General features: G+C 35.0%; 15 protein-coding genes and 1 tRNA gene. 13 read left to right on the plus strand and 3 right to left on the minus strand.

Annotation, left to right across the window (positions count from 1 at the left end; translation table 11 throughout):
- Window positions 1–13: 13 nt before the first annotated feature.
- The 10 genes from HX049_RS04095 (at window position 14) to HX049_RS04140 (ending at window position 9,350) form a co-directional block, all read left to right on the plus strand.
- A complete protein-coding gene (locus HX049_RS04095) occupies window positions 14–466 on the plus strand; it encodes a GatB/YqeY domain-containing protein (RefSeq protein ID WP_286414277.1) in 453 nt (150 codons plus the stop codon).
- Between the two features lie 10 nt (window positions 467–476).
- A tRNA-Arg gene (locus HX049_RS04100) sits at window positions 477–550 on the plus strand.
- A 581-nt stretch (window positions 551–1,131) separates the two neighbouring features.
- Window positions 1,132–1,554, plus strand: coding sequence for a CBS domain-containing protein (locus HX049_RS04105; RefSeq protein ID WP_225581482.1), 423 nt, complete (start codon window positions 1,132–1,134; stop codon window positions 1,552–1,554).
- Between the two features lie 209 nt (window positions 1,555–1,763).
- The gene (locus tag HX049_RS04110; RefSeq protein ID WP_286414278.1) at window positions 1,764–2,228 is read left to right on the plus strand and encodes a GAF domain-containing protein; all 465 of its coding nucleotides are present in this window, start codon (window positions 1,764–1,766) and stop codon (window positions 2,226–2,228) included.
- Window positions 2,229–2,434: 206 nt separating this feature from the next.
- Window positions 2,435–2,704: a 30S ribosomal protein S15 gene (rpsO, locus tag HX049_RS04115; RefSeq protein WP_006259669.1), complete on the plus strand. Its 270-nt coding sequence runs from the start codon at window positions 2,435–2,437 to the stop codon at window positions 2,702–2,704.
- A gap of 173 nt (window positions 2,705–2,877) precedes the next feature.
- Complete coding sequence (locus HX049_RS04120; RefSeq protein ID WP_286414279.1) at window positions 2,878–5,034, plus strand: polyribonucleotide nucleotidyltransferase; 2,157 nt, start codon at window positions 2,878–2,880, stop codon at window positions 5,032–5,034.
- A 482-nt stretch (window positions 5,035–5,516) separates the two neighbouring features.
- Window positions 5,517–6,902, plus strand: a complete 1,386-nt coding sequence (locus tag HX049_RS04125) for an NAD(P)-binding domain-containing protein (RefSeq protein WP_286414280.1) — start codon at window positions 5,517–5,519, stop codon at window positions 6,900–6,902.
- Window positions 6,903–7,089: 187 nt separating this feature from the next.
- Window positions 7,090–7,953, plus strand: a complete 864-nt coding sequence (locus tag HX049_RS04130; protein WP_002987652.1) for a sigma-70 family RNA polymerase sigma factor — start codon at window positions 7,090–7,092, stop codon at window positions 7,951–7,953.
- 69 nt (window positions 7,954–8,022) lie between these two features.
- Window positions 8,023–8,391 carry a hypothetical protein gene (locus HX049_RS04135; protein ID WP_225581486.1) on the plus strand — a complete coding sequence of 123 codons (369 nt, stop codon included), beginning with the start codon at window positions 8,023–8,025 and terminating at the stop codon, window positions 8,389–8,391.
- A gap of 86 nt (window positions 8,392–8,477) precedes the next feature.
- Complete coding sequence (locus HX049_RS04140; protein ID WP_225581487.1) at window positions 8,478–9,350, plus strand: AraC family transcriptional regulator; 873 nt, start codon at window positions 8,478–8,480, stop codon at window positions 9,348–9,350.
- 113 nt (window positions 9,351–9,463) lie between these two features.
- Here HX049_RS04140 and lysS read toward each other — a convergent pair whose 3' ends face one another.
- Entirely contained in the window at window positions 9,464–11,164 is a 1,701-nt protein-coding gene (gene lysS, locus HX049_RS04145) for a lysine--tRNA ligase (protein ID WP_286414283.1), read from the minus strand.
- Between the two features lie 190 nt (window positions 11,165–11,354).
- On the opposite strand from lysS, the gene HX049_RS04150 reads away from it, so the two are divergent.
- From HX049_RS04150 to rpe, 3 genes are all read left to right on the plus strand, one after another.
- Complete coding sequence (locus HX049_RS04150) at window positions 11,355–11,519, plus strand: YqaE/Pmp3 family membrane protein (RefSeq protein WP_006259663.1); 165 nt, start codon at window positions 11,355–11,357, stop codon at window positions 11,517–11,519.
- A gap of 11 nt (window positions 11,520–11,530) precedes the next feature.
- Window positions 11,531–12,235 (plus strand): lipoyl(octanoyl) transferase LipB, encoded by a 705-nt coding sequence (lipB, locus tag HX049_RS04155; protein WP_286414284.1) that lies wholly within the window; start codon window positions 11,531–11,533, stop codon window positions 12,233–12,235.
- A gap of 67 nt (window positions 12,236–12,302) precedes the next feature.
- Complete coding sequence (rpe, locus tag HX049_RS04160; RefSeq protein WP_286414286.1) at window positions 12,303–12,965, plus strand: ribulose-phosphate 3-epimerase; 663 nt, start codon at window positions 12,303–12,305, stop codon at window positions 12,963–12,965.
- A gap of 137 nt (window positions 12,966–13,102) precedes the next feature.
- On the opposite strand, the gene groL is transcribed toward rpe, so the two are convergent.
- Complete coding sequence (gene groL / locus HX049_RS04165) at window positions 13,103–14,731, minus strand: chaperonin GroEL (RefSeq protein ID WP_286414288.1); 1,629 nt, start codon at window positions 14,729–14,731, stop codon at window positions 13,103–13,105.
- A 36-nt stretch (window positions 14,732–14,767) separates the two neighbouring features.
- Window positions 14,768–15,043: a co-chaperone GroES gene (locus HX049_RS04170; protein WP_006266878.1), complete on the minus strand. Its 276-nt coding sequence runs from the start codon at window positions 15,041–15,043 to the stop codon at window positions 14,768–14,770.
- Window positions 15,044–15,150 lie beyond the last annotated feature (107 nt).

Below are 15,150 nucleotides of genomic sequence, written 5' to 3' on the forward strand. Positions count from 1 at the left end.
AAAAATATTTGATATGAGTTTACAATCAAAGATAATGGACGCTATAAAAAGTGCGATGAAAGCGAAAGATACAGTAGCTTTAGAAGCATTAAGAGCAGTAAAGTCTGAGTTATTATTAGCTCAAACTCAATCAGGAGCACAAGCAGACCTTACTGAGGAAGAAGAAATTAAAATTCTTCAAAAGTTAGTGAAGCAGAGAAAAGACAGTGCTAATATTTTTTCAGAGCAAGGTAGAAATGATTTAGCTGAGCCAGAAATAGCACAAGCTACAATCATAGAACAATTCTTGCCAGAGCAATTATCAGAAGAAGAAGTTCAAAAAATAATAGGTGAGATAATTACTAATGGTGGTTTCAGTGGCATGTCTTCAATGGGACAAGTAATGGGAATCGCTACTAAAGAATTAGCTGGTAAAGCTGATGGTAAGACCATCTCATCTGTAGTAAAATCTCTATTGTCTAAATAGTAGATTTAATGTCCGTGTAGTTCAACTGGATAGAATATCAGATTTCGGCTCTGAGGGTTGGGGGTTCGAACCCTCCCGCGGACGCAAAATATATACGCTATTGTCTATAATTAGATAATAGCGTTTTTTGTTTTTATATACTTTACTGTTTTCTATTGTGATGGCCTATGTAGAAAACTATCCCTTAGTTAGAGAAAAGTTTCCTGAGAAGTATGTTTTATACTCTGACTATCTCTTTAGTGCATTTATGCTATCAGATATTGACCGTAGTTTGATAGTATAGTGATCGCATAGTTTTCCCCCTTTTTTATGCGATCACTATGCGATCACTATCCGACCACTATGCGATGACAACTGTTTCTGTCTTAAAATAGCGATACAGTTATTGATTATAATCCTGCTTTTAATTGTACACTTCTGTCTGTTGAATGGAGGTGAGTATTCTTTTTTGTGTTAGGTAGATGTTATGCTACCAAGATGTTTTCCTTTTGTTAAAAGTGGAAAATAGTTATAAATACTATGAGAGGTTGCAGTTGGTGTTGTGTTAGAAGGATAAGAAAAATGTGTTTTCGTAAAAAATAAAAGAAAAAACATGGAATCTGATAAATATCATATTTTTAGATATAGTGTTGGGTTACATTTGTCCTAACAAAATAAGTTATGATATGAGACAGAATGTACCAATTTCTAGTATTATGGCTTCAAAACTAGTCAAATTAAATCTAACAGATTCATTGACAAAGGCTGAAAAGTTATTTAAGGAGAACAAGATTAGACATCTTCCTGTGTTATCTGGAGGAAAGTTGGTAGGGATTCTTAGTTATACTGACTTAGTAAGAATTAGTTTGGCTGAGACAGTAGGGGATAATGATGATATTATCGATACTACTATATATAATATGTTCTCTATAGAACAAGTAATGGTTAAGGACGTTGTGACTATACAGGCAGACTGTAGTATAAAGGAAGCAGCCGAAATAATTATCGAAAGAGGATTTAGATCATTGCCTGTTATGGAAGGAGATATATTAATAGGCATGCTTACGAGTACTGACTTGATTAAGTATTTGATAAAGCAATACGAATAAGATATAAAAAGAATTGCTATAAAAAAGATTATTATATTTTGTAGTTTGTGAGTTTGGCTACGAAATTACATATTGTTGTTTGAAAAAAGCATTAGAGGTGAGTTCTAATGCTTTTTTGCTTTTATACCTATTTGTGATTTTTTTGTAATACTTCTATTGATAGAATGAAGTGATTGTTATATTTGTTTTTCTATAAAACCATAAGTAAGATGAATAATTTATATCAAGAGCTTTTAGTGGCAGCTAAGGCAATATTAGAATCTAGTGTATTAGATAGAACAGAGAAACTACAGCAAGTATGTGTTCTTTTAAATGAGAAAATAGCTTACTATGATTGGGTGGGATTCTACTTTGCAGTGCCAGAAGAGAGAGTACTTCATTTAGGTCCTTACAGCGGGCCTGAGACAGACCATACAGTGATTCCTTTCGGTAAAGGGATTTGTGGGCAAGTGGCTGTTAGTAATGAGACTTTTTTAGTAGAAGATGTGACTGCTCAAGATAATTATATTGCATGCAGTATTACTGTTAAGTCTGAGATCGTAGTTCCGTTATTTGTTGATGGAGTTAATATCGGACAGATAGATATTGATTCTAATACGATTAATGCATTTACAGCTGAGGATCAATCGTTTTTAGAATTACTGAATGTAGAAATAGCTAAATTATTTATTTAGCTTCTATTGTAGATAAAGCTTGCGTTTTGTTTGGATTATACTGTTATTAATTGAAGTCTTGGTAATCAATGCACTAGAGGGTAGATAAGAACCTAAAAAAAAGTGTATTATTTATAGTTGTATTTTGAAAAATAAAATTACCTTTGCAAACGTAAATATGGATACACCGTATTTCATGCATAAAAATCATTAAAAATAATATTGGCATGTATTTATCAAAAGAGAAAAAAGCTGAGATCTTCGCACAACACGGTGGAGCTGCAGCTAACACTGGATCTGCTGAAGGACAAATCGCTTTGTTCACATACAGAATCACGCATTTAACTGAGCACTTGAAAAAAAATCGTAAAGATTATAATACAGAGCGTTCATTAGTTCTTTTAGTAGGTAAAAGAAGAAGACTTCTTGACTACTTAAAGAATACAGAAATTAACAGATATCGTGAGATTATCAAAGTATTGGGTATTAGAAAATAATCAATATAGAGAAGAGGTGCCTTTGTGCGCCTCTTTTTCTTTTTAGCCTTTTTGCAGAAAAAGTCTGGTTTTTCATTGGGTTTCATACAACTACACAACAACACACACAACACAACACACAATTATTAATGTCTCTCTTCGGAGAGACAGAAACCCTAAAGTATTAATTTATTATGATTCCTAAGGTAACTAAAGAGATTATCGATTTAGGAGATGGCCGTAGCATCTCGATCGAAACTGGGAAATTAGCGAAACAAGCAGATGGTTCTGTAGTTGTTCGTATGGGAGACTGTATGCTTTTAGCTACAGCTGTATCAGCGAGAACTGCTAACCCTGGTGTAGACTTCCTTCCTTTAACTGTAGATTACAGAGAAAAATTTTCTGCTGCTGGACGTTTTCCAGGAGGCTTTTTTAAACGTGAGGCTCGTCCGAGTGACCAAGAGGTGTTAACAATGCGTTTAGTAGACCGTTGTTTACGTCCATTGTTCCCAGATGACTATCACGCAGAAACACAAGTTATGATTCAATTAATGTCTCATGACGAAAATGTAATGCCTGATGCATTAGCTGGATTAGCTGCTTCTGCAGCATTAGCAGTGTCAGATATTCCATTTTATAATTCTATTTCTGAGGTAAGAGTTGCTCGCGTTGATGGGCAGTTCATCATCAATCCATCTAGAGAACAACTAGACGCATCTGATCTTGATATGATGATCGGTGCATCTAAAGACTCTGTATGTATGGTGGAGGGTGAGATGAAAGAAATCTCAGAACAAGAGATGATTGATGCAATTAAGTTTGCTCATGAAGCGATTAAAGTTCAAATCGAAGCTCAAGAGAAAATGCGTGCTGCATTAGGACTTACTTACCGTGAGTACGAACCAGAAGCAACTGATGCAGAGGTGGAGAAAATCGTACATGATGCAGCGTATGCTAAATTGTATGACATAGCTTCTCACGCTAGTGCTAAAGCTGAGCGTGGAGAGAAATTCGCTGAGGTGTATGAAGAAGTTAAAGCTTTATTCTCTGAGGAAGATTTAGAAGAGAAAGCTGAACTAATCAGTACATACTTTAAGAAAACTCAAAAAGAGGCCGTACGTAACCTTATTTTAGATCAAAACATTCGTCTTGATGGTCGTAAGACTACTGAGATTCGTCCTATCTGGAGTGAAGTAGATTACTTACCTTCAGTGCATGGATCTTCTATCTTTACACGTGGTGAAACGCAAGCGTTAGCTACTGTAACACTAGGTACATCAAGAGATGCGAATATTATCGACTTACCAAGTGAGCAAGGTGAAGAGAAGTTCTACTTACATTATAACTTCCCTCCATTCTCTACAGGTGAGGCAAAACCATTAAGAGGTACTTCTCGTAGAGAGGTAGGTCATGGTAACTTAGCACAACGTGCTTTGAAAAACATGATCCCTGCAGACTGTCCTTATACTATTCGTTTAGTATCTGAGGTATTAGAGTCTAACGGTTCTTCTTCTATGGCTACTGTATGTGCTGGTACTCTAGCATTAATGGATGCAGGTATTCAAATTGAAAAACCAGTTTCAGGTATTGCAATGGGACTTATCTCTGATGCAAAAACTGGACGTTGGGCTGTATTGTCTGATATCTTAGGTGATGAGGATCACTTAGGAGATATGGACTTTAAAGTTACTGGTACTAAAGATGGTATCACTGCATGTCAAATGGATATTAAGATCGAAGGATTAGCTTATGATATCATGGAGCAAGCGTTAAAACAAGCTCTTGATGGTCGTATGCATATCTTAGGATTATTACAAGAGACTATCGCTGTACCTAATCCTACTGTTAAACCTAAAGCTCCTAAGATTGTTACTGTTACAATTCCTAAAGACTTTATCGGTGCAGTTATCGGACCAGGTGGTAAAAACATCCAAGCGCTTCAAGCAGAAACTGGTACTACTATCGTTATTAACGAAGAAGGTGATTATGGTATCATCGAAGTATTAGGTACTGATCAAGCAGGTATGGATAGAGCATTAGCTGCTATTAGCAACACTACTTTCTCTCCAGTAGAAGGTGAGACTTACCATGTGAAAGTGGTTAAGATGCTTGACTTCGGTGCAGTAGTAGAATTTGTACCAGGTAAAGAAACTTTACTTCACGTATCTGAATTAGATTGGAAACGTATTGAGAATGTATCTGATGTTCTTAAAATGGGAGATGAATTAGATGTTAAGTATTTAGGTATAGACCCTAAAACTAAAAAAGCTAAAGTATCTCGTAAAGCTTTAATGCCACGTCCTCCTAGAGAAGAGAAAAAAGACGCGGCTCCAAAACAAGAAAATAAATAAGAGTAATTCTTTTTATTATATAAAGGACATCTAGTAATAGGTGTCCTTTTTTTTGTGTTCATTTTTATGAGATAGCTAGTCTGTGGGGGAGTATTTTGGATATATGTTAGTATATCTTGTTTCTTCTTTTCATATCTACATTGTAAACTGTTGATTATTGTCATTGTGATAGTTGTGTTTTTTCGGTTAATAATGGTGTTTTTTGGTTAAGTCATTAATTTGTATTATATTAGCAATTAACGTTAATAGGGGATGGCATGCTTATATATTTCTAGCATGTGTATTCAACTCCTATCCAAATTCAAGTTTGATATACTTGACCTTATTTTCAGCATATAATTATGCTGCCTAATGTACATCGCTTATTAGGTGTATCTATTATAGAATACGAACATGTGGTATTCTATCTCGGCTGAGCAATCAGTGATAATCATTTTATTAATTTCTTCACTTTATAGTGAGGACAAATTCGTTATGTAGTTATGTTAAATTTAAAAGTTGGAATTATTGGTGCTGGTCCGAGTGGATTAGCCATGTTACGTGCGTTCGAGTCAGAACAAAAAAAAGGTAACCCTATTCCAGAGATTAAATGTTATGAAAAGCAAGATAATTGGGGAGGAATGTGGAACTATACTTGGCGTACAGGTGTAGGAAAATATGGAGAACCAATACACGGGAGTATGTATAAATACTTATGGTCTAATGGACCTAAAGAGTGTTTAGAGTTCTCTGATTATACTTTTATGGAGCACTTTAAACAACCTATATCTTCATACCCACCGAGAGAGGTGTTATTCGATTATATCCAAGGGCGTATTAAGCAGAGTAATGCAAGAGATTTTATCAAGTTTAATACCGTGGCTAGATGGGTAGATTACCTGGAAGACAAGAAACAGTTTAGGGTCATATTTGATGACTTAGTAAAGAATGAAACCTTTGAGGAATATTTCGATTACTTAGTAGTGGGAACTGGACACTTCTCAACACCAAATATGCCTTATTTTAAAGGAATAGATAGCTTCCCTGGAACAGTGATGCATGCGCACGATTTTAGAGGAGCAGATCAGTTTATAGATAAAGATATTTTATTGATAGGAAGTAGTTATTCTGCTGAGGATATCGGTGTACAGTGTTTTAAACACGGTAGTAGATCAGTTACTATTTCGTATAGAACCAATCCTATAGGAGCTAAATGGCCTAAGGGGATTGAGGAGAAACCAATTGTGACACATTTCGAGGATAATGTGGCTCACTTTAAAGATGGTTCTAAGAAAGAATATGACGCAGTAATTCTGTGTACTGGATACCAACATAAGTTTCCGTTTCTACCAGATAATTTAAGGTTAAAGACAAAGAATAATTTGTATCCAGATAATCTGTATAAAGGAGTGGTGTTCAATGAGAATGAGCGACTAATCTTTTTAGGGATGCAAGATCAGTATTATACGTTCAATATGTTCGATACGCAAGCTTGGTTTGCTAGAGATTATATGTTAGGACGTATTACTTTACCTAACAAAGAAGCAAGGGATAAGGATATCGCTAAATGGGTAGAGCGTGAAAAAAAATCTGTAACAGGAGAAGAGCATGTAGACTTCCAGACTGATTATATCAAAGAATTGATAGAAATGACAGATTATCCTACATTTGATCTAGATAGAGTGGCGGAGATGTTTAAAAGTTGGTTAAATGATAAAGAGACTAATATTCTAAATTATAGAGATAAAGTATATACTTCTGTGATGACAGGTGTTACAGCAGAAGAGCATCATACACCATGGATGAAGGAGTTAGATGATAGCTTAGAAAGGTATCTAGATGAGGTAGAGGTAGATGAGTTAGAATTAAGTAAAGAGAATTACTACTAAGATAAAAGAGTTATAATTTTTATAAAATAGAGTTAGCGCTACAGGATTTTGATTTTGTGGCGCTTTTTTTGTGTAGATAAAGTGAGGTTAAAAAATATTTTTAAAAATGTTGTAACCTTTTAGTAAAAGTATACGTATAACTAATGTGTGAAGAGCACATCATAGCAAAAATAAGGATAGAAATAATATGAGACAACTTAAAATTACCAAGCAGGTAACGAATCGTGAGACCGCTTCTCTAGATAAGTACTTGCAAGAAATTGGTAAAGTAGATTTAATTACTGCGGATGAGGAAGTAGAGTTAGCGCAACGAATCAAAGCAGGGGATCAAAGAGCACTTGAGAAATTAACGAAAGCAAACTTACGTTTCGTAGTATCGGTGGCAAAGCAATATCAAAATCAAGGATTGACATTACCCGATTTAATTAATGAAGGAAACTTAGGTCTGATCAAAGCTGCACAGCGTTTTGATGAGACACGAGGATTTAAATTCATTTCTTATGCAGTATGGTGGATTCGTCAGTCGATTTTATCAGCTTTAGCAGAACAATCTCGTATCGTACGTTTACCATTGAACAAGATCGGTTCTATTAATAAAATTAATAAGATGTATGCTTTATTAGAGCAATCTAATGAACGTCCACCTTCAGCAGAAGAAATCGCTGTAGAACTTGATATGACTGTAAATGATGTAAAAGAGAGTATGAAAAACTCTGGTCGTCATTTATCAATGGATGCTCCGTTAGTAGAAGGAGAAGATTCTAACTTATACGATGTATTGCGTTCAGGTGAGTCTCCTAATCCAGATAGAGAGCTTATTCATGAGTCTCTTAGAACTGAAATCGAGAGAGCATTAGAAACTTTGACTCCTAGAGAAGCTGACGTTGTACGTTTATACTTCGGTTTAGGTGATCAACATCCTATGACATTAGAAGAAATAGGAGAAACATTCGATCTTACAAGAGAGCGTGTTAGACAGATTAAAGAGAAAGCTATTCGTAGATTAAAACATACGTCTAGAAGTAAAATCTTAAAAACTTATTTAGGATAATATAGATTAGAAGCGTTACTATTTAGGTAACGCTTTTTTTTATACCTTAGGTTAGTGTATATTTGTATTGTGAGAAAGTTTTTATTTATAATCATATCCTTATTAGTATTTAGACCAGTAGTGCCTTTGGTAGACTATCTGGTAGACTATGATTATATTGCTACTTTTTTATGTGTGAATCAAGATAAGCCTGAGATGCATTGTAATGGACAGTGTTATCTAATGCAAGAATTAGCTAAAATCGCTAAGGAAGAACAAAAGAAAGATGCTGTTAAGCAGGTATATAATATTGCTTTTGTTTTGATGTATGTTGATTATAAATCTGAACTACCTACACCTAATTTTGATATAAAAGGTGTTCATAAGGTTTACGATAGATATAATAATTTATATTCCTCATTATTTAGTCGTCAGGATCTACGTCCTCCCCTCGTTTAATTATTATTTATAATATAATTATTTGATCAACTAATTTATAATAGTGTGGTCAATGAGCTTATGTATAATATTAATTAAAGATTCTTATGTCAACTAAGATTATAAAATCCTTTTCTATCAATTATTTTACACAGGATCAGTCTTCATTTTTTATTAAATCAATAAGTGCCTTAGGCAATGCTTATCCTTTATTAAAAGATAGTTTTAGGGCTAACTTTTACATGATTGTCTTTGTGTATAGTGGGAACTATTCTATTAAGATTAATGGAGTTGATTATGTTGATTATCAGTCAAGCGTTTACTTTATAAAACCAGGAGATATTGTACAGATGCAATTCAATGGTGAGTGTACTGGTATATTCATAGGTTTTGAAGATTCTTTCTTTTCTCAGCGCTATCATGAGAACATATTGCGTTATTTTGATTTCTTTCAATTGGATAGCGCTTCTCAGCAAATAGTGAGCGAAAGTGTACGTGCTAAGGTAGTGTTGTTGGTGGATATGATGTTGGGAGAGTACGGTACTGATAGAGTATATCGAATGAAGGTTCTGCGTTCTTATTTAAATATATTGTTATGTGAGTTGCAGAGTGTGGATGAAGATGATCAGCATCTTGCGATAGAGTACAATAAGGCTAGTTATAACGATCGTATTCTTGCTTTTATGGATTTAGTCGAAGTTCACTTTAAAGAGGCTAAAACGCCTTCTTTTTACGCTGAGAAGCTCTGTGTGACTCCTAATTACCTCAATAAACTTTGCAAACAGGAACGAGGCATAACAGCAGGACAACTAGTTCGTCAGCGCATTGTGGTAGAGGCAAAGAGACTGTTACAGTTTAGCACATTTAATGTCAATGAGATTGCACAAGAATTGTGCTTTGATAGCACATCTTACTTTGTTACATTCTTTAAAAAACAAGAAGGGATTACACCAGATCATTATCGCAAGTCATTTTCTTGAATAAAATGTAATGACTAGTTAGAGAACATAGATATATATTTTAAGGAGAGCGACTGACTCTTAAATATAAGTATAAAAAAAACGAGACTATTAAGTCTCGTTTTTTTTATTTCTTAGTGTTGGTACACTACATATTTTGTATCACCTTCAGTTTCTACTTTAGTAAGATTGTGAGAAGCAAGTCCTTTCATTGCTTTATCCCATTTTTTACCACTTAAAGCAGCTTGTTCTTTTAAAGAACCTAATTCTACTTTATTGTCATTGTTTTCTAATATCTGAATAATGATTTTCTCTTCATCTGATAACTCTACTGAAGGAGTTGTTTTTTCTGGTCTCATTTGAGGGAAGAATAATACTTCTTGAATAGATGGATTGTTTGTTAAGAACATAATTAAACGATCCATACCGATACCTAATCCTGATGTAGGAGGCATACCATATTCTAAAGCACGTAAGAAGTCTTGGTCGATAAACATCGCTTCATCATCTCCACGATCAGCTAAAGCCATTTGAGCTTCGAAGCGCTCTCTTTGGTCGATAGGGTCATTAAGCTCAGAGTAAGCATTAGCAATCTCTTTACCACAAACCATTAGCTCAAAACGCTCTGTCAATTCTGGATTATCTCTATGTGCTTTTGTCAATGGAGACATTTCTTTTGGATAGTCAGTAATGTATGTTGGTTGAATGTAGTTTCCTTCACATTTCTCTCCAAAGATTTCGTCGATAAGCTTTCCTTTACCCATTGTTTCATCTACTGGGATACCCATGCCTAAAGCAGCTTGACGTATCTCATCTTCTGATTTACCAGTGATATCAAATCCTGTAAACTCCTTAATAGAGTCTGCCATCGTGATACGTTTGTAAGGAGCTTTAAAGTCGATTTCGTGTTCTCCGAAAGTAGCTTTAGTCGTTCCGTTAACAGCGATAGCACAGAACTCTAATAAGCGCTCTGTAAACTCCATCATCCAGTTGTAGTCTTTATAAGCTACATAGATTTCCATAGCTGTAAACTCTGGGTTGTGTGTTCTGTCCATTCCTTCGTTACGGAAGTTTTTAGAGAACTCATACACTCCGTCAAAACCACCAACGATAAGACGTTTTAAGTACAATTCATTAGCAATTCTCAAGTATAATGGAATGTCTAACGCATTGTGGTGAGTGATGAATGGACGAGCAGAAGCTCCACCAGGGATAGACTGTAATACAGGAGTCTCTACTTCCATATAACCAGCTTCATTAAAGAACTGACGCATAGCGTTGAATAACTTCGTACGTTTAATGAAGATATCTTTATTTAATGGGTTTACCACTAAATCAACATAACGCATTCTATAACGCAATTCTGGATCTGTAAAAGCGTCAAACGTATTTCCTTCTGCATCCGTTTTTGGTAATGGAAGTGGGCGTAAAGATTTACTTAATAGTTGTAATCCTTGTACACGTACTGTTTTTTCTCCTACTTGTGTAGTGAATAACTCTCCTTCGATACCAATGAAGTCACCTAAGTCAATAAGTTTTTTGTAAATCTCATTGTAAAGAGTTTTGTCCTCTCCTGGGCATAACTCATCACGATTGATATATAACTGAATCTTCCCTTCGCTATCTTGAATAGTTGCAAAAGAAGCTTTTCCTTGTATTCTTGAAGACATTAATCTACCAGCCACGATAACCTTCTTACCTTCTTCAAAATCGTTCTTTATTTCCTTAGATGTATGGTCTACTGGAAATAGATTAGCAGGATAGGGATTCACACCAAGCTCTTGTAACTTGCTCAGCTTTTCTCTTCTGATGATTTCTTGTTCTGAAAGTTGCATAATAACTGTAAATTAATTTAAAAGGCAAATATAGTTAATCTTTGAAAATGCGACAATTAGTATTCGCTATAAAACGACTTAATTTGCAATACTTTGTAATAAAACAAAGTAGGCCTCATCATTTTAACTTCATTAACGAGGGAGTTGACTAAAAAATGCCGAAATTTGTATCAAACAAAATTATTTAGTCATGAGTTTAGGAAGAGTATTATTATCTATTTTTTTGCCACCTTTAGCAGTTTTAGACAAAGGATGTGGATCTATTTTGATTGTAACACTTTTGACTATTGCAGGTTGGGTACCAGGAGTTATTGCGGCATTAGTCATACTTAATAATCCTAAATACAATAAATAACAGACAACACAATGAATAAAAAAGTAAAGCTTATAGATTTAGGCGAGAAAGATTATAAAGAAACGTGGGATTACCAAGAAGAAGTATTTCAATCTATTTTAGATGTCAAAATTAGAAATAGAAGAGAAGAACGTTCAGATGATACTGATAATTATTTATTATTTGTAGAGCATCCACATGTTTATACATTAGGAAAAAGTGGTGATGTACACAATATGCTTTTAAACGATGAACAGTTAAAAGCAAAAGGAGCTACATTCTATAAGATTAATAGAGGAGGAGATATTACTTATCACGGGCCTGGTCAGGTAGTAGGATATCCTATCTTAGACTTGGAGAACTTTTTTACCGATATTCATAAATATCTACGTCTATTAGAAGAGACTATTATTTTAGTTTTAAAAGATTATGGTATAGAGTCTAGTAGAAGTGAGGGCGAGACAGGAGTGTGGTTAGGAGTAGGGACACCTTTCGCGCGTAAGATATGTGCGATGGGCGTAAGAGCTTCTCGCTGGGTGACGATGCATGGTTTCGCTTTAAATGTTAATTCAGATTTAGGTTATTTTGACAATATTATTCCATGTGGTATTCGAGGTAAGGGAGTTACTTCTCTGAATGTTGAATTAGGTGTGGAGCAGGTAGATGAAGATGAGGTAAGAGCTAAAATCATCAAGTATTTCTCAGAATTATTCGAAGTAGAAATTATTAAACAATAAGCAATATACATCCCAAGAGCCTTCGCTGTTGGGATTTTTTTTATCTTTGTACAAACAACACAATTATATGAAAAATACGATTATAGCACCTTCAGTATTAGCAGCAGACTTTGCTAATCTTCAGAGAGATATTGAAATGGTGAATAACAGTCAAGCAGATTGGTTTCACATAGATATTATGGATGGAGTATTTGTACCAAATATCTCTTTTGGGATGCCAGTTTTAGCTGCTATTAATAAGCATGCTAAGAAGACATTGGACGTTCACTTAATGATAGTAGACCCTGATCGTTATATTAAGACATTTAAGGAGCTAGGAGCAGATATTTTAACTGTGCATTATGAAGCATGTACACACCTACACCGCACAGTACAAGCTATCAAAGCTGAAGGGATGAAAGCTGGTGTAGCTCTTAATCCACATACACCAGTAAGTGTATTAGAAGATATCATACAAGACTTAGATTTAGTACTTGTCATGAGTGTTAATCCTGGCTTTGGAGGACAGAGCTTTATAGAGAATACGTATGAGAAAGTGCGTAAACTAAAGGCAATGATAGATGCTAAGGGAGCAACTGTAATGATAGAAATAGATGGAGGAGTGAACAATAAAAATGCAAAGGCTCTAGTAGATGCTGGAGTAGATGCATTAGTAGCAGGTAACTTTGTGTTCAGTGCTGCAGATCCTATTGCAACTATTGCAGATTTAAAAGAAATTACTTCTAAGTAAGAAGTTTAAATAAGTGATAAAAAAAGGCTTAGTGTATTCAGTACACTAAGCCTTTTTTTTGTTATTATTGGTAAGATAAAAAATAAGAGGCTGTCTTTTGGACAACCTCTTATATAATATTGAAATAAGATAAGGTATTACATCATACCTGGCATACCACCACCCATAGGCATAGCAGCAGCGCTGTCATCTTTAATATCTACTAATGCACACTCAGTGATTAAGATCATACCAGCTACAGAAGCAGCGTTTTCTAAAGCTACTCTAGTTACTTTCTTAGGATCGATTACACCAGCGTTAAGCATATCTACATACTCGTTTGTTTTAGCATTGTATCCGAAGTTTTCTTTTCCTTCTAATACTTTAGAAACAACTACAGAACCTTCTAATCCAGCATTCTCCACAATAGTTCTCAATGGAGCTTCTACAGCTTTTGCAATGATAGCGATACCTGTTTCTTCGTCAGCATTCTCAGCATTGATATTAACAAGAGTGTTTTTAGCTCTTAGTAAAGCAACACCTCCACCAGCTACGATACCTTCTTCTACAGCAGCTCTAGTAGCGTGAAGAGCGTCATCTACGCGATCTTTCTTCTCTTTCATCTCTACTTCAGATGGAGCACCTACGTATAATACAGCTACACCACCAGCTAACTTAGCTAAGCGCTCTTGTAACTTCTCTCTGTCATAGTCAGAAGTAGTAGTTTCCATTTGAGCTTTGATTTGGTTGATTCTGTTTTTGATCATATCAGCTTCACCGTCACCACTCACGATAGTAGTATTGTCTTTATCGATGTTAACTCTCTTACAAGTACCTAACATTTCTAAAGTAGTATTTTCTAATGTATATCCTTGCTCTTCAGAGATAACTACACCACCTGTTAAGATAGCGATATCTTCTAACATAGCTTTTCTTCTATCTCCGAATCCAGGAGCTTTAACAGCAGCGATTTTTAATGCTCCTCTTAACTTGTTTACTACTAATGTAGATAACGCTTCTCCATCTACATCTTCAGCGATGATTAATAGAGGTTTTCCTGATTGAGCGATTGGTTCTAATATTGGTAAAAGTTCTTTAAGAGAAGATACTTTCTTGTCGTATAATAAGATATATGGAGTATCTAAATCTACTTCCATTTTTTCTGAGTTTGTAACGAAGTATGGAGATAAGTATCCTCTGTCAAACTGCATTCCTTCTACTACATCTACATAAGTCTCAGTACCTTTAGCTTCTTCTACAGTGATAACACCTTCTTTACCTACTTTTTCGAATGCTTGAGCGATTAACTCACCGATGAAGTCATCGTTATTAGCAGAGATAGACGCTACTTGTTTGATCTTATCCATAGAACCACCTACTTCTTGAGATTGTTTTCTCAAGTCTTCTACGATGATTTCTACCGCTTTATCTATACCGCGTTTTAAGTCCATAGGGTTTGCACCAGCAGCTACGTTCTTAAGACCTTCTTTTACGATAGCTTGAGCTAATACAGTAGCAGTAGTTGTACCGTCACCAGCTAAGTCATTCGTTTTAGAAGCAACCTCTTTCACCATCTGAGCACCCATGTTCTCTAATGTGTTCTCTAACTCAACTTCTTTAGCTACAGACACACCATCTTTAGTTACTGTAGGTGCACCAAATGATTTACCGATGATTACGTTTCTTCCTTTTGGTCCTAATGTTACTTTTACTGCATTTGCTAAAGCGTCCACTCCACGTTTTAAACCTTCGCGTGCTTCGATGTCGAATTTAATATCTTTTGCCATTTTATTCTTTTGGATTTAGTTGTTAATGATTCAATTTTAAACGATTGCTAAGATGTCGTCTTCTCTCATGATTAGGTAGTCTGTACCTTCTAATTTTAGATCAGTACCAGCATATTTACCGTATAGTACAGTATCTCCTACTTTTACTGTCATTTCATGATCTTTAGTCCCATTTCCTACAGCTACTACAGTACCTCTTTGTGGTTTTTCTTTAGCTGTATCAGGGATGAATAATCCTGAAGCAGTTTTAGTTTCAGCTGGTAATGGTTCGATAAGAACTCTGTCTGCAAGTGGTTTAATATTTACTGCCATAGTTTTATAGTTTATGAAATTGAATTATTATTTTTAATTATTATAGATAATCAAAAGGCATAAAGTGTGCCAAAGCTAAAAAGTGACATTATAGGCAAAAAAAAATG

This window comes from Myroides odoratimimus, assembly GCF_030326305.1.
Classification (GTDB): Bacteria; Bacteroidota; Bacteroidia; order Flavobacteriales; family Flavobacteriaceae; genus Flavobacterium; species Flavobacterium odoratimimum_A.